This window comes from Flavobacterium poyangense, from assembly GCF_011751075.1.
Classification (GTDB): domain Bacteria; phylum Bacteroidota; class Bacteroidia; order Flavobacteriales; family Flavobacteriaceae; genus Flavobacterium; species Flavobacterium poyangense.
Genome location: NZ_JAALLN010000007.1, coordinates 54,511 through 76,675 on the forward strand (window position 1 = coordinate 54,511; position 22,165 = coordinate 76,675).

The following is a 22,165-nucleotide window of genomic DNA, read 5'->3' on the forward strand; positions in this document are numbered from 1 at the left end:
CCGAAGAGCAATCCATATTGTTACTCTAAGCGAAGAGCCACCCTATATTGTCACTCCGAGCGAAGCCGAGGAGCCTCCTCTAAACACCATCTTTTTTTATTTTATTTATCACTGTAAATCAGTTAATTCCGAAATATTTAAAAAATAATTACATTTTCTTATAGTTAAAAAAACATTTTATACGTGTTGTTTATACACTATAAAATCAAAGTTAAGATTATGTCAAATTTGCAATTTCAGATAGATGAATTGATAGTAAAATTCCGGAGCGGAATAATTACACCTCACGAACATTCTGTTTTAATGGAATGGATTAACAAATCCAAAATTAACAGAGAAATCTTTGAGAATCTTACCAATAAAGAATGGGTTAGCACCGAATTAGATAAAATGTATGAGTTTGAAGAAAATGCAGGCTGGGAAACGATTGCAGCTTCGTTAAAACATTCTAAAAAAACAGCTCAGAAAAAGAGAATAAAGTGGTTTCAGATGGTGGCTGCCGTTTTGTTATTGGCATTAGGTATAGGTTCGTTGTTTTATAAGACTCCTGATCAGACAATCCCGGATCAAAATTTGTCTCAAAAAGAGCGTTTCGGTGCAGAAATTATGCCTCCTGTGGTCAATCAGGCGATTTTGACGCTTTCAAATGGAAAAAAAATCATCGTGCGCAATGATCCGAAGAAAGAACTGATTATCCGTGCAGCAGATTTAACACTACAAATGGCTGACGATAAGGTGATTCACAAAAACGGTACTAATTCTAAAAAAGAGGTTTTAAATCAAAATACCTTATTTGTTCCTAAAGGAAGTAAACCACTGCAGTTAATACTGGCAGATGGCACAAAGACCTGGATAAATGCCGGATCTTCTTTAACCTTTCCGTTGCAATTTATAGGTGCAGAGCGAAAACTAAGTATGACAGGTGAAGTTTTCTTTAAAGTAGCAAAGAACAAACATATGCCATTTAGAGTAATGGCAAATGGTACAAAAACAGAAGCGTTGGGAACCCAGTTTAATATCAATGCCTATACAGATCAGCCTACTACAAAAATCACGTTGGTAGAGGGGAGTATAAAAGTAGAGAAGAGAAACTCTAAACTTTTGGTAGGTAGTCTAATCGTTAAACCCAATCAACAGGTTATAGCCGAAAAGAAGTTGACTTTAATTAAAGAAGCAAACATAGAAGAAACAACTGCATGGAGAGACGGACAGTTTTATTTTGAAGGGGCGGATATTAAAGTGGTTATGAATCAGATTTCGAAATGGTATGATCTTGATGTGGTTTATAAAGGAACTGTCACTTCTTCGTTTGTGATGAAAATAGCTAAAGACGTGCCCTTGTCTGAAATACTCAAAATAATGGAAATGACAGATTTGGTACGATTTAAAAGGGAAGGAAAAAAAATTATAGTAATGTCTTATACAAAACCGTAGAAAGATTTTCGAGAGTCTTAATAAGGTTAACCAAAAATTAAAATAAACCTATAAAAAAAGCCGGAAAGTGTTCGAGCACTTCCGGCAATATAAGAGGTTGTTTTAATCATACAAGTTCCACAAGTATTAATTATTAACCAATAACCAAAGTTATGAATTTAAATCCAATTTTGAAGACTTCGCCTACCAAGCGAACGTCAAAATTTAAAACATCACTAAAGATGAAAATCACCGGCGTTTTATTGCTAGCAGTAACCATACAGGTCTGCGCAACAGGAATGGCTCAAAAAGTAAGTCTGACATTTAAAAATGATAAGTTGCTGACGGTCTTTAGAGAAATAGAAAAACAGACTAATTATAGTTTTGTTTATGGGAAAGAGCAACTGACGAAGGCGCAAAACATTACGATTTCTATTCAGAATGAAAAACTGGAGACCGCTTTAGAATTGATTTTCAGAAACCAACCCATGACCTATACAGTAGAAGGGAATCATGTGATCCTGAAAAAACGTAGCAATTTTGGAAATTTCACAGAAATAATACATCCCGTGCAACTGCAGATTAGCGGTAAAGTGACCGACGAAAGTGGTTTGCCGCTTGCCGGAGCAAATGTAATTTTAAAAGGAACTAAAAAAACGGTTTTGACGCAGGATGATGGAAATTTTGAAATTCAGATTCCAAGTTACAAAAGCACTTTGATTGTTTCCTTTACGGGTTTTGTTTCAAAAGAAATTGCGCTTTCAGAAGGAGAGAATGCAATTACTGTGCAACTAAAAGAAGAAAACAAAACATTGGATGAAGTTGTAGTTGTTGGATACGGTTCTCAAAAGAAAGGGAGTTTAACCGGTGCAGTATCTTCTATAAATGGCGCTGCCTTGGTAAAGAGTTCCACACCAAACGTTTCCAATACATTAGTCGGTAGAGTTGCCGGTGTTATTGCAAACAACCGCTCCGGAAGACCCGGGGATGATAATGCAACTATACTGATTCGAGGAATTAATTCTTTTGGTGGTGGTACAGGACCTTTAGTAGTGATTGACGGAATACCGGATCGTGACCTAAACAGAATGAATCCGGCCGATATAGAAACCGTAACCATCTTAAAAGATGCTTCTGCAGCTATCTATGGAGTAAGATCGGCAAATGGGGTTATTTTGGTTACAACCAAAAGAGGAAAAGCTGGCAAACCAACCATTCAATATGATGGATCTTATGGTATACAGCAATTAACCAGAATGACGGAACGTGTTAATTCGTGGCAGTATATGACCTATTATAACGAATTAAATGTAAACAAAGGAAATACCCCACCTTACTCGCAATCTGATATTGATAAATACAAAGCAGGAAATGTCCCAAACTATACCAGCACAGACTGGATGAAAGCAGTTTTCAGACAAAATGCGCCACAATCTACCCAATCGTTGTCGGTTAGTGGAGGGAGTGAGGATGTGAAATATTATTTATCAGGTCAGTATCTTAATCAGGAAAGTAATTTCAGAAACAGTGATGAATTGTTTAAACAATACAACCTAAGATCTAATATTGATGTAAAAATAAGTAACAATCTGAAAGTTAATTTTGATCTTGCCGGACGTAGAGAGAGTAGAGTTTATCCATCGGCATCAGTAGGGAGTATTCTTCATGAAACTGTTAGTATGTATCCGTTTATACCGGATTATTATGCAAACGGGCTTCCTTCTGCAGGTATTGCAAATGGAAGGAATCCGGTTATTATGACTTCTTCGGCAGCAGGATATGATAAAATCCAAAATTTGATTCTGAATCCAAAAATCGGATTTGAATTGAAAATGCCTTATATCACAAAAGGGTTTTCTGTAAGTGGTTATGGGGCTTTTGATTATACTTTGCGAAGCGAAAAGAGATTTACAAAGCCCTGGGATGCATATTCGTATGATAAAAATACAGACAGTTACAACAATCAAAAAGCAAGTACCGCGATTTCAAGTGTAACGCAAGATGAGTTTTTGTCTAATGAAAATACCTATTTCTTCAAAGTAGCCTACGACAGACAGTTTGACAAACACGAAGTAAATGCTTTTTTAGGGTATGAGCAAACGACCAATGTAAACAAAAGAACAACCGCTTACAGAAGAGATTTGTTAAGCGATCAGCTAGATCAGATTTTTACAGGAAGTACCGTAGCCCAGGATGCAAATGGATTTGAATATCAGGACGGAAGAGAAAGCTATTTAGGCAGAGTGGCCTATAATTATGACAGCAAATACTTTGCAGAAGTTTCGGCTCGTTACAACGGATCATTTAATTTTCCTACTGATAATCGTTGGGGAATGTTTCCGGCACTATCCTTAGGTTGGAAAATATCTAATGAAGATTTTTTTAAAGAAAATATCAAAATAGTAGATCAGCTTAAGATTAGAGCATCATGGGGTAAAATGGGTAACGATGCCATTGCACAGTATTTGTTTATGACTCGTTATCAATTGAACACGATTCAGGCGTACAATGTGTATTTTGGAGATTATATCCAAGCGAGTAATTTATTCCTTTCCTCAACACCAAATCCTAATATTACCTGGGAAAATCAAGACACAAAGGACATTGGTTTTGACGCTTCTTTCTTAGACAATAAATTAAAATTTGGTTTTGATTACTTTCATTATGTAAGAAGCGATATTTTGGCTCCGCGAAATGCATCGGTTCCTCAATATACAGGCTTGGTACTTCCTCCTGAAAACATTGGGAAATCACAAAACCATGGGGTTGACATAGCCGTTAGTTATTCCGGTGGCACTACAGATTTCAAGTACAATGTAGGAGTTAATTTTACCTATGCAAAAAGCAAAGTTATTTTTCGTGACGAATCCCCTAATATTCCCGAATGGCAAAGATCTACCGGAGAAGCAATTGATTCCTGGTTGGTTTATAAAACAAACGGAATTTACCGCACTCAGGCAGATGTAGACGGTTCTCCGCATTTAGAAGGAGCGGCTCCCGGCGATCTTTGGTTAAAAGATATCGACAACGATGGTAGTATCACAAGCAACGATAAGGTAAGAATCCCTCAATCTGCTACGCCAAAAATCGTGTATGGTATTCCAATGGGATGCCAATACAAAGGATTTGCTTTAGATATGCTTTGGGCCGGACAAGCTATGGCCAAACAAATGATACTTCCTCAGGCACAAGGTTCTATAATTGCCCCGCCAACCTGGTTGTATGAGGGCAGGTATACAGCAGAAAATCCAAATGCACCTTATCCTAGAGCATTCAACAGTACCGACAGCAGAAATAATGTCGCGGCCGATTTCTGGTTGAAAGACGCCTCATTTCTTCGCTTAAAATCTTTAGAAGTATCGTATGTGCTGCCAAAAAATATGCTGGACAAACTAGGGGTTACCAACGTGAGATTTTATGTGGGAGGTTCTAATTTGTTCTCTATTGATAAAATGAAAAAATATAATGTCGATCCTGAAACGAATAATACTACCGGGATTAATTATCCACAGGTACGTATTTACAGATTTGGATTAAATATCGGATTATAATAAAATAGTTAAAGAAATAAGTATGAAAAATTTTGAAATAATAAGTATAAAAAATAAAATAGTACTGATCGTTTTTCTGATGATCAATGGACTATTCTGGTCTTGTAGTGACGATGTTTTAGACAAAGTTCCTTTAGATTCTTATACAGATGCGTCTGTATGGAATGATTTAAAGCTGACAGAAGCCTTTGTGAACAATTTGTATAATGTACTCCCAACCTCACAACACAACTGGGATACGACTACAAATCGCACTTGGGCACTGTCTGCTTCTTGTGATGAAGCGTACAATAAATTTAATGATTACAATTCTTCTATCATCAATTCCGGTGCGCTAACACCGGATAATATGAATGAATTTGATATCTGGGCGCCAACCTATGCCATTATTCAAAACTGCAATATTTTGCTTTCTAAAATCGATAATGTTCCGGGGGATGCGCAATGGAGAGATCGTTTAAAAGGAGAAGGGACTTTTCTGAGAGCCTATGCCTATTTTAAATTAATTCGTGATTATGGCGGAGTGCCTTTAATTAAAGAGCCTTTTAATCTGAACAGTAATTTTAATGTCGATCGCAGTTCTTATGAGTCATGTGTTGCTTTTGTTTCGGACGAACTGGATAAAGCAGCCACATTATTGCCTTTGAACCAGAATGGAGCCAATTTTGGAAGAATTACTAAAGCTGCAGCTTTAGCCTTGAAATCAAGAGCACTGCTTTACGCGGCAAGCCCGCAATGGAATCCTTCGAATGATGTAACAAAATGGAAAAAAGCATCCGATGCTGCCAAAGCCGTAATCGATCTGAATGTATTTCAATTGTATACCGGAAATTATGCAGATTTATTTACGACCAACAATTCAGAGATAATTGCCGTTCGTTTATCCAGTAAAGTACCACAATGGAGTGCTTTTAACGGAGTTGAAATGTTTAATTCTCCAAGTGGTTTTCATGGCTGGGCATCTTTTGCTCCAAGCCAGAATCTGGTAGATGCCTTTGGAACAGCTGACGGTAAAGATATAACAGACCCAACATCGGGATATGATCCTCAAAAACCATATAAAAACAGAGACCCGCGTTTTTATAAAGATATTGTTTATGATGGGCGTTCGTATGGTAACCCTGCCTTTTGCCAGGACCGTTACAATGCGGGACATTCAAACATAGCAGAGTTTTATGAAGGAGGATTAGATTCTCCGCAAGGCTGGGATACTTGGAACAATAGTGCAACCCGTTATACATTCCGTAAATATTGTGATACTACGTTTAATTACAATACGCAAACTCAAACCAATAAACCTTATATAATTTCGCGTCTGGCAGAGATTTATCTGAACTATGCTGAGGCTGAATTTAGAACAGGTAACGAAGCTACCGCTTTGCAATACCTGAATCTGATTAGAAAACGTGCAGGGATAAACAATGATTTGCCTGCACTGTCAGGAACAGCTTTAGAGAATAAAATCCAAAACGAAAGACAAGTCGAATTGTGTCTTGAAGGACACCGTTACTACGATGTACGTCGCTGGAAAATCGCTGAAGTAACAGAAAACAAACCGTTGATGGGAGTAGTGATCACCAAGAATAACAACGGTACTAAAACGTATACCTACACTAAGGTACAGGATAGGGTGTTTAAACCACAGCATTATTTATTGCCCATTCCAAGAACAGAAATGAATAGAACAAGTCTTGTTCAAAATCCAGGATATAATTAAGGGGTTTTAATTAGTGAAAGGCATTATGCATAAAAGCATAATGTCAATTCTGGTACAAACCCGCTTTTTAGAAATAAAAAGTTGGGTTTGTTTTTTAATTATTTATAAAGCAAACACAAACAAAAAAATGAAGAATTTTAGAACAATAAAACTGGCTCTTATCAGTATTGCATTTTGCGGTACACAATTACACGCACAAAAAGTCGAAGATTTGGCATTAACACCACCAATGGGATGGAACAGTTGGAATACCTTTCATACCAATATCGATGAGAAAATGATAATGGAAACGGCAGATGCCCTTGTTTCTACGGGAATGCGCGATGCCGGATATGTCTATTTGGTTTTAGATGACGGCTGGATGGCTATGGAAAGAGATAGTCAGGGAAATTTAGTTCCGGATCCTAAAAAGTTCCCACGCGGAATGAAGTTTGTTGCCGATTATGTACACTCCAAGGGATTAAAATTTGGGATGTACAATTGTGCAGGAACTTTGACTTGTCAAAAATATCCGGGAACACGCGGTTACGAATATCAGGATGCAAGAAACTATGCTGCCTGGGATATTGATTTCTTAAAATACGATTGGTGTAATACAGCAGGTATAAATGCCAAAGAAGCTTATACCACTATGAGCGATGCCTTGCAAAAAACCGGAAGACCAATTGTATTCAGTATTTGCGAATGGGGGGTAAATAAACCTTGGGAATGGGGAAAAGGAGTAGGACAGTTGTGGAGAACGACGGAAGATATTTATCAAATTTTTGATTCCGTTCACGATGAAGGAACCTGGAATTCACTAAGTGTGATGCACATTGCAGATTTACAGTCTAATCTTCGTAAGTATTCAGGACCGGGTCACTGGAACGATCCTGATATGCTGGAAGTTGGTAATGGAATGACTTATAATGAAGACAAAGCACATTTCTCGCTTTGGAGCATCATGGCATCTCCATTAATCGCGGGTAATGATGTTAGAAAAATGAGTAAGGAAACAATAGAAATACTAACCAATAAGGAGATTTTAGCAGTCAATCAGGATCCGTTAGGGATTCAGGGATTCAGATATCTGGACAAAGACGGATTACAAGTTTGGTTCAAACCTCTCAAAAATGGGGATTGGGCAGTATGTTTTGTAAACCGCAATATTCAGGCGAAGACCATTAGTTTTGACTGGAGCAAAGAAAAAATTACAGATGATATTTTTGCTTATACGTTGGATAAAAATAGTACTTATAACCTTTTAGATCTTTGGAGCAAGAAAAATGCCGGGACCACAGCCAAAGAGCTCAAAGCAACCATAGAACCTCACGGTGTGCTTATGTATCGATTAAGTAAAAGTGCTCTTTAATAAAATTTAAAATCAATTTAATGAAGAATTTATTCAGTAATAGCCGAAGAATCTTTTTTGCTGTTATTTTAGTTGCAGTAACCTCCAAGTCGTTTTCGCAAGAGAATAGCCGATGGGGAATTGAGCAAAACGGATCAATTACGTGGCAGATAAAAGATAAAATTCCACACCATGATCATATTGAAATGAGTGGTAGAAAAATCTCAGCCGTAATCCGCTATGGAGTGGGAGCCGACGGCTCTTTTAATAGCAGCCGTAGTTTAGTATGGCCTATGTTAAGAACGATTCCGAACAATACCCATGCCAGTTTTACGCGTCAATTTGCTCAGGATGCGATGCGGTTTGTTCTGGTGAACCAGAAACCAATCGCCAACGAAAAAGTAGAATCTGTGAGCATCGACGGTACTTTATTGGTAAAAAGTAAAGCAGATCATTCGTTGGAATTAACCCGTCGTTATTTCCCGTCAACCGCTTTGCCTGTGTATTGCGAAAAGTATACTATCAGGAATACAGGAAAAGAAAGTTGCGAAGTAGAAATTCCAAAGAGTCATTTTGAGTATACCTCAGACGCGAGTAAAGGAACAGAAGGCAGTTATACAGTAACAGCAAGTATCTTTAATGACGGCACTTTTAAACTGCAACCCAATGACACAATCAGTTTCTCTGTTTTTTATAGTGCGGGGAAAAAAAATGAGACGGTAGCGGAATTAGACATTGAAGCCGAACTCAGGAATCGTTTAGAACTGGTTCGTCAATTGGCGGGTAAATTAATATTAGAAACTCCTGATCCGATATTGAATACCGAATTTGAATTTGCAAAATTGAGAGCGGCCGAAAGTATTTTTGAAACAAAAGGAGGGCCAATGCACGGCCCCGGCGGAGAATCTTACTATGCGGCCATATGGGCAAATGATCAGGCTGAGTATATTGGTCCTTTTTTTCCATATCTGGGATATGATTATGGAAATAAAGCTTCTTTGAATGCCTATTTGCTTTTTGCTAAATTTATGAATAAAGAGTACAAACCGATTCCAAGTTCGATTGTGGCAGAGGGAACAGACATTTGGGATGGTGCAGGTGATCGTGGCGATGCTGCTATGATTGCGTACGGCGCCGGACGTTATGCACTTAGCACAGGAAACGTCAAGGAGGCTGAGCAATTGTGGCCTTTAATCGAATGGTGTTTAGAATATTGTCGTTTAAAATTAAATTCAGATGGGGTTGTAAATTCGGATTCTGATGAATTAGAAGGTCGATTTCCTGCCGGAAAAGCGAATCTGAATACATCGTCTTTATATTATGATGCTTTAAATTCGGCGGTTTATTTGGGACAAAGTTTAGGGAAAAACAGCAGGCAATTGCAAGAGTATAAACGTCAGTCGGAAGATTTGAAAAAAGCGATTGAGAAGTACTTTGGTGCTGAAGTCGAAGGGTTTCAAACCTATAAATATTACAAAGAAAATAAGATTTTGAGGGCCTGGATCTGTACACCGCTGACCATGGGTATTTTTGAGCGTAAGAAAGGAACCATAGACGCACTGTTTTCTCCTAAATTATGGACTCCTGACGGGCTTGCCAGCGCAGCCGGAGACAAAACATTTTGGGATCGATCAACATTGTACGCCTTAAGAGGTGTTTTGGCAGCAGGTGAAACCGATAAAGCAATCGATTTTTTACATTATTATTCTCAAAGGCGTCTACTGGGAGACCATGTCCCTTATCCGGTAGAGGCTTATCCCGAAGGAAACCAACGTCATCTTTCGGCAGAAAGCGGCTTATATTGCAGGGTTTTTACAGAAGGATTATTTGGCATTCGTCCGGTTGGATTAAACAGTTTTGATTTTATTCCGCGTCTTCCTAAATCCTGGTCAACGATGAGTTTGCGAAAGATACATGCTTTCGAACAAGAGTTTGATATCACGGTAACGCGAGTGAATAAAGGAATAAAAGTCAAAGTTTCCGGTCCGAAAAAAGTTTGGTTGGAGAAAGTAGTTAAAGAAGGAGATGCTATTCCTATAAAATTCGAGAAATAACGGTAAGTATTGTGACTTTAAAATAATAAAGGGTTTGAACATTTTGTCCAGACCCTTTATTATTTTACGTTTGTGACTTAAAAAAAATGCTAAGGGTATTTAAATTTTATAATAAACACCTCCGGTCACAAAACCTTTGACTCCAAAACCGGCTTCGCAATAGCCACCTATTCTTTTTCCTTCTCGTCTAAATCCAATAGGGATTGCGTGCCAGGCTAAATCTATTCTATTGTCTGTTGCTGACTTTTGGATTGCTTTTTCTGTTAGTTTTTCATTTGTTAATCTTGCACCGACACCAACAGAGCCGTACAACTCGAATAATCCTGCTTTTCCATAGTTGTAACTTAAATTGGGTAGAAATACAATGAAATCACACTTTTGTTTTATAGATCTCGATGTTTTTTCTGTAAGCAACGTTGCGCTGTAACTTTGGTAGGCAAAATCAATTCCGAGTTTAAATTTCTCTTTGATTTGATACTTATAACCAGCCTCTACCATCCCAAAGGTAGAACTGGAGGTCGATTTTACTTTTTCTTCCGCAAAGTTGCTTATAAACTTTGAAGATAGAACTTTTGATAATGAACTTCCTTTTTTAAGAACATATCCATCACTATGTCCCACATGAATTTGACTTTTGAAATCCTGAGCTTTACTTGATTCTACTGCGAGAAACAGAATTACTGTACAAAGAATTGTTTTCATTTATTTAAATTTATTTAAGGTTATAGGGATTAAATTAAATGGGAATAATTAGATTAGTTATTCAAGATTTTATAATTGTATGGTTGTAATGTATAGATGTGTTTATTATGGACTTTGTCGTCATACAGAGAAAGAGTTGAATAGATAGAGACAGTTGATCTATAGCTTTAGTAGGTTCGGTTTGTTTCGTGTTTACTTAAATTGTACACAACGATAAGTTTGCGAAAGATATATGCCTTCGAACAAGATTTTGATATCACGGTTACGCGATTGGATAAAGGAATAAAAATCAAAGCTTCCGGCTCGAAAAAAGTTTGATCGGAGACACAAATTAAGGAAAGAGATTTTATTCCCGTCAAATTTGAGAAGTAACAGCAAGCATTGTAGCTTAAAAACAACAAATGGTTTGAACAATGTCCAAACCATTTGTTGTTTTACTATTTGCAGAATATAAAAATAGTACGCTTCTTTATTGGAAATGATAAATCATGCTTAATTTGTTTAAAAGGTACAATTAGCACCTACGGTTACAAAACCTTTTAATCCAAAGCCAGCTTCGACAAAACCACCTATTCTTTTCCCGACACGCAATCCTAAAGGGCTAATCTGCCAGGCAAAATCTACTTGGTTGGTTGGTGCTGACTTCTTGTAATGGGTATATTTGTCGATTGAAAGCAGTACTCCGGCACTAGCAGATCCGTAAAAGTCGAGTAGTGGTGTTTTGATATAAGAATAATTGAAATTAGGCAGGAATAGGGTATAATTAGATTCTTGCTTTATAAATTCTGATGTTTTTTCTGTAATTAGTTTTGCACTGTATCTTTGGTATGCAATAGTAAGCCCCAATTTAATTTTCTTAGTGATTTGATATTTGTAGCCGGCCTCTATTAACCCGAAAGAAGATTCGGATGTTGATTTTACTTTTTCTCCTGTAATACCGCCCAATAGAAGGCTTGATGGAAGCTTACTTCCAATCATGTCAAACATTGAAAGAGTAAATCCGTCACTGTATCCCACATGAAATTCATTTTTAAAATTTTGGGCTTTAATTGATCCTGCTGTCACAATTAAAATTGTTAAATAAAGAATTGTTTTCATTTGATTTATTTTAAATTAATAAAACATAGTTAGGATTCATAAATAAGAAAACTAGTGGGTAATTTATAAATGAAGAACCATAGTTTATATCTGAAATACAATATGCTTTAAAAGAGAAGGTTTTAATAGTCAACTGCTCAAATCTTGTTTCGATTCGAATAAATTATATTTCCTATCTGTTTGTAATTTGAGGAGCAATAAATTAAGCAAAACAGTAAAAACCTATACTTAATTTTTTTGAAAGAGAAAATTTTTATACGTAAATGCATATGAGAAGAAAAGTATTTTACCCACCATTTTTTGTTCCCTTTTATTTTTTAGTTGTTTAGAAACTGATATTAAAAAACTCAAACATAATTGAAGTTTTATATTTTGTTTTGAAGTTCAGTTTAACCGCAGAATTGAGTGGGGTGAGATGTGAGTTATGAGTTATGGGTTGTGAGGTTTTAGAGTTTAAGTGCTATATTTCACAAAACATATAAACGCCATTTTTGTCATTCCGAAGAATGAGGAATCACACTCGAAACTCCACACAGTATGTCGCCAATCTTTGTCGAATTACTGGTGTGATTTACTTCGTCTATTCGCTATCGCTCGGGTCTCCTAAAGTCGAAATGACATATCGAGCGTCCTTTACAATTCCGAAGAATGAGGAATCGCACAAGAAACTCCGCAAAGGAATTCATTATGCACATTCAGAATAATAAAAGGTCAAAGATACTTTAGGTTTTCAGGCTCTTAGTTCAGACTTTGTCTGGTAAAAGAACCTATTTTTTCTTCCTCCCTAACCAGATAATTAAACCCGAAATAGGTAATGTCAGAGCAAAAAGAGTTACTAGAAATGCAATTATCTTAGTTGGATACCCATAAATACTTCCCGTGTGAATAGGATACATAAGACGTTTTAAGCGGTCTCCGTTACTAAAAGACTCGTAGGGTCTTATTTCAATATTTTCACCCGTATATTTATCAAAATAGACAGCACTGGACTGATTAGGAATACTGATATCAACATGCTCTTTCAATACCAATATGCTGTTTATGGTATCGGCCGGCATTCTGATCTGAATATTTCCTTTGTATGGAAAAATACTGTCAGTTTTTCGATATAGGTTTTGATAAAAGGTAGTCTGATCCAGCTTAGGATCAATCTTAGTTGGGTTTTCTACTTTTGGAGAAGCTTTTTTTATTGTACCGTCAGCTAGAAAATACATACCGCTTTCGAACCATTTAAAAGACCATGTTAACCCTGTCAATGCAATAATCAGAAGGAATAGAAAACTGTAAAAACCAAAAGTAGAGTGAAAGTCCCAGTTCACTCTTTTAAAAGAAGCACTCCATTTAACGGTCAATCGTTGTTTTAGATTTTTTATTTTTTTAGGCCACCAAAGTACAAGACCGGAAATCAGCATGAAAACAAAAATCAGACAAGAAACCCCTGTAATAATTTCTCCAACATCATCAAGCAGTAATTGTCGATGTAGGGATAAAACAATAGAATAAAACCTCTTTTTTTGCAGTACAGTTCCAAGCACTTTTCCTGTGTAGGGATCCATAGAAAAAATTTGGACTTCTTTGTCTTTGTTTTTTCCTACAATCACAATGGTGCGCAATGGATCATTATAGGTACTAATACGGCTTATCTTTTTTATCGAATACTCTTTTTCTAAAACATCCGTACAATAATCCAATGTCTTTTTAGAAGCCCCAGTAGTACTAACGGTATAAAATTCAGGGTTTAGGAACTGATCTATTTCTTTTTCAAAAACAAGTAAACTACCCGTTAATGCAACAATAAATACGATAAGCCCGGAGCCAAGACCCAGCCACAGGTGCAACCAGCCAATGTTTTTTTTTAGTTTTTTATTCATGCATTTTTGCTTGGAAGATATAGTGTATCAATTGAATCTTTCAATTCTTCACTTTAACATCTTTATTAGGTTAGTACAGTTTTGTGCGCAAATTTAATGTTTATTTAGATTAGTTACAGGCAGTGAACAGTAGAAAGTGGGGAAGAGTATCTTTTATCATAACTATAATTTGTTTAATTGGAGTAGGTTTTATTTTGTGCTTAGTTTCTTTCTTTTTTTAACATATGTGCAAATAATTTAATACAGTTATATAAAAATTATTTATTATTTTTGTTTAGACCAATTCTAAATAAATATCACAAATGAAAAATTTTCTGATTGCTGATTCTGAAAACCTACATATAATCGGATTGAGGCATACCTTAAAAAAGCTAGTTAAAAAAGCTAGTTTAACGGTGGTTAGTTCTAAAGAATTGATGTTTAGTTATTTGGATAAAAATACAGTGGAGTGTTTGATCATAGATCCCAATAACATCTTTTTATTTTACGAAGATGATTTCAGACAGTTGCGTACCAAATTCCCGAAGTGCAAGATCATTATTTTATCCTACTTTAAAAATAAACAAACAATAAAAAGTTTCTTACAAGACGATGTTAATGGATTTATTTCTAAAGATTGTCATGAACAAACGATTTTTGATGCTTTATATAAGATCGAAAATGGGGAGCGTTACCTCTGTCCAAAAACTTTAAACGCACTGGTTGATGTGCTCGTTGTACCGACCTCTGATGTGAAAGAGAAATTAACCTTTAGAGAGTCTGAAATCTTAAAGCAGATTGCAAGGGGTAATGATGGAAAAAGTATCGCTTCTGACCTTTTTATCAGTATTCACACCTTTAGAACACATCGGAAAAATATTATGAAAAAAACAGGGAGGCATACCACCCCAGAGCTTATTTTATATGCTATTGACAGAAAAATTATATAATTTTAATCTTAATTATAAAAATTTTAGTACTTATTTCGTACTACAAATGTAGTAGACTTCGTACCTTCTTTGTGTAGTTTTATTTACTATTGGTATAGTATTGACTTTATTTTTCATGGGCTATACTTTTGCTAAAAACTATTCTTTAGAATGAATCTAAATAAAACAAACCAATGGAAGCAAGACAGCAAATAAGAACAATTCAGTTAAAAAAGGTATTAGAAAAGAACCATGACAAACATATTTTTTCTAATAATAAAAAAGCCATTTCTCTTTACAAAAAGAGCATGAAAAAAGCGATTAAATTAATTGCAAATCATTTAGAGAGCAGAGACACACCTTTTACAGGTACAAGTATAGCAACAATTAAAGAAAAGATAGATGCAATAGCACTTGAAGACAATGATCAGGGAAAAAGTTTAGAATATGTTTTAGACGAACTTAAAGATATTTATCTGAATGATTGTATTCATTTTCACGATCCAAAATATATAGCGCATTTAAATTGTCCGATTTTAACCCCTACATTGGTCGCAGAAGCTTTTATATCTTCTTTAAATTCGTCAATGGATACCTGGGACCAAAGTACAGGAGGAACTTTTATCGAACTGAAACTGATAGAATGGACCATAGAAAAACTGGGTTACCCGGAAAGAGCCGATGGAATTTTTACAAGTGGAGGAACGCAGTCGAATTTAATGGGACTGCTTTTGGCAAGAGACCATTATGTAAAAAAGCATTACAATATGGATCCTAAAATGGATGGACTTCCTGCTGATGCTTCAAAATTCAAAGTCTTATGTTCTGAAGTAAGTCACTTTAGTTTAAAAAAGAATTTAAGTTTATTAGGATTAGGACAGAATGCTGTTGTTCCTGTAGCGGTTGACACTGATTTTAGAATGAATGCCCAGGCACTTAAAAAGGTAATTCAGCAGCAGAAAGATCTTGGAAATATTCCAATCGCTATTGTTGGTACTGCGGGAACTACAGACTTTGGTTCAATTGATCCTTTAACTGAAATTGCAGCCATATCAAAAGAGAATAAATTATGGTTTCACGTTGATGCTGCCTATGGTGGCGGATTATTAATTAGCGAAAAACATAAAAACAAACTGACGGGAATTGAGCTTTCAGATTCGGTTACGATCGATTATCACAAAACTTTTTACCAGCCGGTAAGTTCAAGTGGTTTTTTCATGAGAGACAAATCTTATGTAGATTATATAAAATACCACGCAGATTACCTGAACTCTAAAGAACAGGAAGAAGAAGGGATTCCAAACATGGTTAAAAAATCAATACAGACTACCCGTAGATTTGATGCCTTGAAATTGTGGTTTACCTTGAGAATAATTGGAACTGAAGGATTAAGTACCTACATGGAAAAAGCTATCGACAATGCTCTTTTTACAGCGAACTTAATGAGAAACAGAGATGATTTTGAGGTGATTCATCAGCCGGAAATCAGCACAGTTGTATTCCGTTACACGCCTTGGAAAACGGACGAAGGATCGTATTGCGGTTTAAACAGCTACATCCGCAAGGCTATTTTTAACGAAGGAAAAGCCATTATTACAAGTACAAAAGTCTACAACGAAGTATTCTTGAAATTTACCTTATTAAACCCGCTTACAACCCCGACCGATATTGAAGAAATCATTGCTTTAATCGTTTCTCACGGTCAGGAATATACATTGATAAATTAATACCCCTTATGGAAAATAAAATATATGACTTTATAGCTGTTGGTGTTGGACCTTTTAATCTGAGCCTGGCTTGCCTTACGGCACCAATTGAAAATCTGGATGGTTTGTTTTTTGATAAAAATGAATCGTTTAACTGGCATCCGGGGATGCTTTTGCAGGACACCACACTTCAGATTCCTTTTCTGGCAGATTTAGTAACTCTTGCTGATCCGACTAGCCCATTTAGTTTTTTGAATTATATTAAAGAGCAGGGGAAAATGTACTCGTTCTATATTCGTGAAAACTTTTTACTGTTAAGAAACGAATACAATCAGTATTGCCAATGGGCGATTAAAAAATTGCCAAATGTATTTTTTAATACGGAAGTTTCAGCAATTGAATATGATGAAAATCTTTCTGTTTATTTGGTGCAAACAGTTTGCACTAAAACGGACACCGTCACTTTTTATAAAACTAAAAAACTTGTTTTAGGAACTGGGACTGCACCACATATTCCTAAATCATGTGAATCACTGAGAGGAAAAGCAATTCATTCATCGGCTTATGTGCAAAGTAAAGAAGCCTTACAAAAACAAAAGGCGATTACCGTTTTAGGAAGCGGACAAAGTGCTGCCGAAGTATTTAATGATTTATTGCAGGAAATAGATGTTTACGGATACCAGCTTAACTGGATTACACGTTCGTCCCGTTTCTTCCCAATGGATTACAGTAAATTGACGTTGGAAATGACTTCTCCGGAATATGTAGATTATTTTTATAGTCTTCCGGCAGAGAAAAGAGATTACCTGCTAAAAGATCAGAAGCTGCTTTACAAAGGAATCAACAAAGATTTAATCGAAACTATTTTTGACACCATTTATGCCAAAAAAGTTATTGCAGATATCGACGTGAATTTGAGAACAAATGCCGCCTGTATCAAAGCAGATTATGACGAAAACAACGAATCTTTTGAACTGGAATTGCATCAGGTTGAGCAGGATAAGAAATACCGTCATGTAACTGGTGCATTGGTTCTGGCGACAGGATATGGTTATAAAATGCCTCGTTTTATAGAAGGAATAACCTCCAGAATCCAATGGGACGATAAAGGGCGTTATGATGCCAACAGAAATTACAGTATCGATAAAAACGGAGGAGAAATTTTTGTTCAGAATGCAGAATTGCATACGCACGGATTTGTGACTCCCGATTTAGGAATGGTTTGTTACCGTAACTCTTATATTATCAGAGAAATGACAGGGGTTGAGCATTATGCAGTAGAAACGAAGATCGCTTTTCAGGAATTTGGAGTTGGAGCATCGGAGCTGGTAGAGTCCGGCGTTTTTGAAGAAATCGCTTAATTTCAAGACCATAAAAGTAGATTTAAAGTATGGGAATTTTAATTGCTTTGACACAAATTCAAAGGGAATTGCAAAATCCAATACTACTGTTTAATAAAATAATAACTTAAGCCGTTGAGTGCATTTACTTTGTCAATTCGTTTCATTCGGATAGCAAAATTATACTTGACACATAGAAAGATAGGTTTCACTTGTAAAAATGAGCATAAAAAAAGAAACAGATTTCTATCAAATAGGTGGACTATGATGATTTTAAATAAGTGAAACGCCTTTTTTCGTTTTAAAAACTATGTTTCTATGTGTTAAAAAATAAATGCTCCGACGGGTTAGCCTAATTCCACAACAAATGAGTACTGATAAAATAATTTATACTGAAAATAAAGCTGTTACCGATATTGTTTTTGTCAAAACAATTCCCGGGACAGGTGTTTTTGAGCTTCGTCCGATAGATTTGGAAGCTGATATGCCTTTGCTGCATGATTGGGTAAATCGCGAATATGCGGTGTACTGGGGAATGAATGGATTCTCTTTAGAACAGGTACGTGATTCGTACCGCGAAATCCTTGAAAAAACGGATGTTTATATGGGCATTTTTAACGGGGATGTTTCCTTTTTATTAGAATGTTACAACCCCGAGACAGATAGTATTGGAGACTATTATAAAGTAGAGAAAGGGGATAGAGGCATGCACATTTTAGTAGCACCTTTAGAAATACCGGTAAACAAATTTACCTGGTCGATCTTTACCGTAATATTGGACTTTATTTTTTGCGATGCCTCCAGCCAACGTGTTGTTGTAGAACCGGATGCGCGTAATCATAAAATTCATGCACTGAACAGAAAAGCGGGCTTTGTGTTCCAAACAATACTTGATCTGCCTCATAAAAAAGCACATCTCGAGTTTTGTACTCGTGAAGATTATTACAAAGCTTTACAGGCCATCTAAAATAAGGCAGTTACGGCTTTGCATCGCCGGAAAACTATAATAAATCCTTTTAATCTCTAAAATTTGTGGTGAATAAAATAACCACAGATTGCACAGATTAAAGGGATTTTTTTGTTCTTGCGGATAGATTCTCACGCAAAGTCGCAAAAGCGCAAAGTTTTAGACTCAGTTTAAGCTATAACTTAAAAAAAACTTAGCGACTTAGCGACTTTGCGAGAAAAATAATAACGCACCACACAAAAATCCTTGCGGACTTTGCGGTTAAGACAAATCACAAAGTTTGCAACATTAACATTAAATTGACAAAATCATAAAAGCTTGTTAAGGATTTCTTAAAATCAAAAAGTTTACCAATAGTAAAATAATTTCAACATTTGCGCTGTAAAAATTTACTAATAGTAACTATTTGATTAACCAAATGAAAAACTTAAAAACGTTAATGATTGTATTAGTGATGTTCTCAACATCATTAATTGTTGCTCAGACAAGCACTTTTAAAGGAAAAGTGATTGATGAACTTGGTCAGCCATTACCTAGCGCCACTGTTCTTATAAAAGGAACCACCACGGCTGTAAATGCAGATATGGATGGTAATTTTGAAATGAAACTACAAAAAAGTAGTGAAGTTCTGGAAATCTCTTTTTTAGGATATGTACAGGTTAATTTTAATACTGCAGGCAAAACTTCGGCAGTGATTACTTTAAATCCGGATTCTCAGAAATTAGATGAAGTAGTAATAACCGCTTTAGGGATTAAAAAGGAAAAGAAAAAATTGAGTTACTCTGTTCAGGAGGTTGAAGGAGATCTAACCAAGGGAAGAGATGCGAATGTGATGAAATCGCTTTCGGGAAAAGTTTCGGGTTTAGTTGTCGCTTCTTCTGCTGAATTTTTTGCCAGTCCGAAAATGTATTTGAGGGGTAAAAGTCCACTGGTTGTAGTAGACGGTGTACCCTTAGGAACAGATACATGGAATATTAGCCCTGACGATATCGAAAGTATCAATGTTTTGAAGGGATCAAATGCGGCAGCACTTTACGGTTCGGTAGGTGGAAATGGTGCTATTCAGATTACCACTAAAAGGGGCGCAAGCAATAAAAAAGGATTTGTGGTTGAATTCAATCATAATTCGATGATTCAGGGAGGCTACAATGCTGTTCCTAAAACGCAAAATGCTTATGGACCGGGTTCTTATGGAAACTATGCTTTTGTCGATGGTAAAGGAGGAGGAATCAACGATGCCGATTATGATCAATGGGGGCCAAAGTTCGAAGGACAGCTCATCACACAATATGATAGCCCACGTGATGCGAATGGAAAACTAATTGCAACTCCGTGGTTGGCAAGAGGTGCCAATAACTTTGATAATTTTATGGAAGATGGTTTACTATCAACCAGTAATTTATCATTGTCTTCTAATTTTGACAAAGGAAATATTCGTTTTTCATTGTCTAAAACCTATCAGGACGGAATTAATCCGAATACAAAATTGAATATCTACAATTTCAATTTAAGCGGGAGATACAATCTAAGTGAAAAAACATGGGTTGATGCCAGTTCAAACTTTAATTTCCAAACTTCTCCAAATAATCCAAACGTACAATACGGACCTAACAGCTATATCTACAATATGTTGATTTGGGGTGGAGCTGATTATGACATTAGAGATTTAAGAGACTACTGGCAAAAAGGAAAAGAAGGCATTCAACAAAAAAACTTCGAATATACCCGATACAACAATCCCTATTTTATGGCCTATGAATGGTTAAAAGGATACTACAAGAATGATTACTCGGGACAGATAAGCATCAACCACAAATTCAATGACAATTTCTCTGCATTGATTAGAACCAATATGGTGGTGAGTAATTTGTTTCAAAATGAAAAATTTCCTTACTCCATGTCTACATATGGAAGAGAAAAAGCAGAAGGAGATTACAAAGAGATGTACGACTACAGGTTCAAAAGTTACTCTGATTTTATGTTGAATTACGATAAAATAATCAACGATTTTGAAGTTAAAGCAACAGTAGGAGCTAACATTAATATCGATAAGTACAGAAATTCTGTCGCTTCCACCAATTATTTAAAAATACCTGGATTGTATACTTTAAGTAACACCCAGACACCAATGCAGCCAACAAGTTACAACAGTCATTTTGAGACAAACAGTTGGTACGGATCGATGGACTTGTCTTATAAATCGTTTTTGTTTCTAGGAGCTACAGGAAGGTTTGATACGGATTCGAGACTACCCGAACAAAACAATACGTTTTTCTATCCATCAGTTGGTTTAAGTGCTGTTTTAAGTGAAATTATAGACATTCCTTTAGTTGATTTTTTAAAAATCAGGACTTCATATGCTAAAGTAGGTGGTTCGCTAGATATCTACAGCAATCTGGACACATATCGATTAAGAGATCCGTTTACAATCGGCGGAACAACTTACAATGCAGCTTATCTTGGTGAAATTTTGAACAATGCAAAATTAGAACCTGCTTTTAACTCTTCAAAAGAAGTGGGTATAGAAACCAGAATGTTTAAAAACAGATTTGGTTTTGATGTTACCTATTATCAAAATACGAATGGCCCACAAATTTTTGACTTAAAATATTCTGAAACGACAGGTTTTCAGGGAAGCAAGCAAAATGGTATTACTACTCAGACAAAAGGTATTGAGGTAGCTTTATTTGTGAAAGCAGTGAAAAGCACCAATTTCAATTGGGATTTCAATGTGAACTGGTCTACATACAGAGAATACTTAAAAGAGGTGTATGCCGGTATTCAAAACAATGGATTAATTAAAATTGGCGACAGAGTTGATGCTTTTTATATCAATGACTTTATGAGAACCAATGACGGTAAGTTAATTGTGGGTAAAGACGGAAAGCCGTTGGTTAATTCCTATCAGACTAAAGTAGGTTATAAGGCCCCGGATTGGTCAATGGGAATCACTAATAATCTGAGTTATAAAAACCTGGCTTTAAACTTCACCTTTGATGGTCGATATGGTGGGAAAATCGAGAATTATGTGAATCAGAAAATGTGGCAGAGTGGAAGACATGCCGACAGTAATACTCCGGAAAGAGCGAATGATGTAAAAGGAATAAAATCATATGTGACCGATGCTGTAGTGATTACAAGCGGACAATTGATAACAGATGGTCAGGGACAAGTGATTTCAGATACCAGAACTTTTGCACCAAACACCACTAAAATGTTCTATCAGGATTATGCAAAATCTTATCATGGTAATTATGCTGCTAATATTATAGACAAGACATTCTTTAAGCTGAGAGAAGTAAGTCTTACTTACAATATGCCAAGTTCTTTTTTGAAAAAATCATTCATGAGCGCAGCTTCCATTTCACTAATCGGACGTGACTTGTTTTACTTCTCAAAAAATAAAAATATCGACTTAGATCAGTTTTTAGACGAAAGTGCTTCGCCACTGCAAACCCCAACAGTAAAAAGTTACGGGATCAACTTAGACCTTAAATTTTAACAATAA

General features: G+C 36.0%; 13 protein-coding genes. 10 read left to right on the top strand and 3 right to left on the bottom strand.

The genetic code is table 11. From position 1 onward, the window contains the following. Positions 1-219 precede the first annotated feature (219 nt). The 5 genes from G3A47_RS13060 to G3A47_RS13080 all read left to right on the top strand — a co-directional run bounded on the left by G3A47_RS13060 (position 220) and on the right by G3A47_RS13080 (position 10,065). Entirely contained in the window at positions 220-1,434 is a 1,215-nt protein-coding gene (locus G3A47_RS13060; RefSeq protein ID WP_166922991.1) for a FecR family protein, read from the top strand. A gap of 221 nt (positions 1,435-1,655) precedes the next feature. Beyond that, positions 1,656-4,964 carry a TonB-dependent receptor gene (locus G3A47_RS13065; RefSeq protein WP_166922993.1) on the top strand — a complete coding sequence of 1,103 codons (3,309 nt, stop codon included), beginning with the start codon at positions 1,656-1,658 and terminating at the stop codon, positions 4,962-4,964. A 22-nt stretch (positions 4,965-4,986) separates the two neighbouring features. Continuing rightward, positions 4,987-6,681, top strand: a complete 1,695-nt coding sequence (locus G3A47_RS13070; protein ID WP_166922995.1) for a RagB/SusD family nutrient uptake outer membrane protein — start codon at positions 4,987-4,989, stop codon at positions 6,679-6,681. Positions 6,682-6,808: 127 nt separating this feature from the next. Then, positions 6,809-8,032 carry a glycoside hydrolase family 27 protein gene (locus tag G3A47_RS13075; RefSeq protein ID WP_166922997.1) on the top strand — a complete coding sequence of 408 codons (1,224 nt, stop codon included), beginning with the start codon at positions 6,809-6,811 and terminating at the stop codon, positions 8,030-8,032. Between the two features lie 20 nt (positions 8,033-8,052). Continuing rightward, complete coding sequence (locus G3A47_RS13080) at positions 8,053-10,065, top strand: glucosidase family protein (protein WP_166922999.1); 2,013 nt, start codon at positions 8,053-8,055, stop codon at positions 10,063-10,065. Between the two features lie 99 nt (positions 10,066-10,164). Here G3A47_RS13080 and G3A47_RS13085 read toward each other — a convergent pair whose 3' ends face one another. The 3 genes from G3A47_RS13085 to G3A47_RS13095 all read right to left on the bottom strand — a co-directional run bounded on the left by G3A47_RS13085 (position 10,165) and on the right by G3A47_RS13095 (position 13,736). After that, a complete protein-coding gene (locus G3A47_RS13085; RefSeq protein WP_166923001.1) occupies positions 10,165-10,767 on the bottom strand; it encodes a hypothetical protein in 603 nt (200 codons plus the stop codon). A gap of 501 nt (positions 10,768-11,268) precedes the next feature. Then, a complete protein-coding gene (locus tag G3A47_RS13090; protein WP_166923003.1) occupies positions 11,269-11,865 on the bottom strand; it encodes a hypothetical protein in 597 nt (198 codons plus the stop codon). A gap of 767 nt (positions 11,866-12,632) precedes the next feature. Then, entirely contained in the window at positions 12,633-13,736 is a 1,104-nt protein-coding gene (locus tag G3A47_RS13095) for a PepSY-associated TM helix domain-containing protein (protein WP_166923005.1), read from the bottom strand. Positions 13,737-14,038: 302 nt separating this feature from the next. Here G3A47_RS13095 and G3A47_RS13100 point away from each other — a divergent pair, with 302 nt between their 5' ends. From G3A47_RS13100 to G3A47_RS13120, 5 genes are all read left to right on the top strand, one after another. After that, complete coding sequence (locus tag G3A47_RS13100; RefSeq protein ID WP_166923007.1) at positions 14,039-14,665, top strand: response regulator transcription factor; 627 nt, start codon at positions 14,039-14,041, stop codon at positions 14,663-14,665. Positions 14,666-14,838: 173 nt separating this feature from the next. Beyond that, positions 14,839-16,371: a pyridoxal phosphate-dependent decarboxylase family protein gene (locus tag G3A47_RS13105; RefSeq protein ID WP_166923009.1), complete on the top strand. Its 1,533-nt coding sequence runs from the start codon at positions 14,839-14,841 to the stop codon at positions 16,369-16,371. A gap of 8 nt (positions 16,372-16,379) precedes the next feature. Further along, the gene (locus tag G3A47_RS13110) at positions 16,380-17,711 is read left to right on the top strand and encodes a lysine N(6)-hydroxylase/L-ornithine N(5)-oxygenase family protein (RefSeq protein ID WP_208328366.1); all 1,332 of its coding nucleotides are present in this window, start codon (positions 16,380-16,382) and stop codon (positions 17,709-17,711) included. Between the two features lie 346 nt (positions 17,712-18,057). After that, positions 18,058-18,657: a GNAT family N-acetyltransferase gene (locus G3A47_RS13115; protein ID WP_166923012.1), complete on the top strand. Its 600-nt coding sequence runs from the start codon at positions 18,058-18,060 to the stop codon at positions 18,655-18,657. Positions 18,658-19,075: 418 nt separating this feature from the next. Continuing rightward, positions 19,076-22,159, top strand: a complete 3,084-nt coding sequence (locus G3A47_RS13120; protein ID WP_166923014.1) for a SusC/RagA family TonB-linked outer membrane protein — start codon at positions 19,076-19,078, stop codon at positions 22,157-22,159. The last annotated feature ends 6 nt before the right edge of the window (positions 22,160-22,165 follow it).

Bases quoted from the DNA above. Each gene is read 5' to 3' on its own strand.
- G3A47_RS13060 (WP_166922991.1), top strand. From the start codon at position 220: ATGTCAAATTTGCAATTTCAGATAGATGAATTGATAGTAAAATTCCGG.
- G3A47_RS13065 (WP_166922993.1), top strand. From the start codon at position 1,656: ATGAAAATCACCGGCGTTTTATTGCTAGCAGTAACCATACAGGTCTGC.
- G3A47_RS13070 (WP_166922995.1), top strand. From the start codon at position 4,987: ATGAAAAATTTTGAAATAATAAGTATAAAAAATAAAATAGTACTGATC.
- G3A47_RS13075 (WP_166922997.1), top strand. From the start codon at position 6,809: ATGAAGAATTTTAGAACAATAAAACTGGCTCTTATCAGTATTGCATTT.
- G3A47_RS13080 (WP_166922999.1), top strand. From the start codon at position 8,053: ATGAAGAATTTATTCAGTAATAGCCGAAGAATCTTTTTTGCTGTTATT.
- G3A47_RS13085 (WP_166923001.1), bottom strand. From the start codon at position 10,767: ATGAAAACAATTCTTTGTACAGTAATTCTGTTTCTCGCAGTAGAATCA.
- G3A47_RS13090 (WP_166923003.1), bottom strand. From the start codon at position 11,865: ATGAAAACAATTCTTTATTTAACAATTTTAATTGTGACAGCAGGATCA.
- G3A47_RS13095 (WP_166923005.1), bottom strand. From the start codon at position 13,736: ATGAATAAAAAACTAAAAAAAAACATTGGCTGGTTGCACCTGTGGCTG.
- G3A47_RS13100 (WP_166923007.1), top strand. From the start codon at position 14,039: ATGAAAAATTTTCTGATTGCTGATTCTGAAAACCTACATATAATCGGA.
- G3A47_RS13105 (WP_166923009.1), top strand. From the start codon at position 14,839: ATGGAAGCAAGACAGCAAATAAGAACAATTCAGTTAAAAAAGGTATTA.
- G3A47_RS13110 (WP_208328366.1), top strand. From the start codon at position 16,380: ATGGAAAATAAAATATATGACTTTATAGCTGTTGGTGTTGGACCTTTT.
- G3A47_RS13115 (WP_166923012.1), top strand. From the start codon at position 18,058: ATGAGTACTGATAAAATAATTTATACTGAAAATAAAGCTGTTACCGAT.
- G3A47_RS13120 (WP_166923014.1), top strand. From the start codon at position 19,076: ATGAAAAACTTAAAAACGTTAATGATTGTATTAGTGATGTTCTCAACA.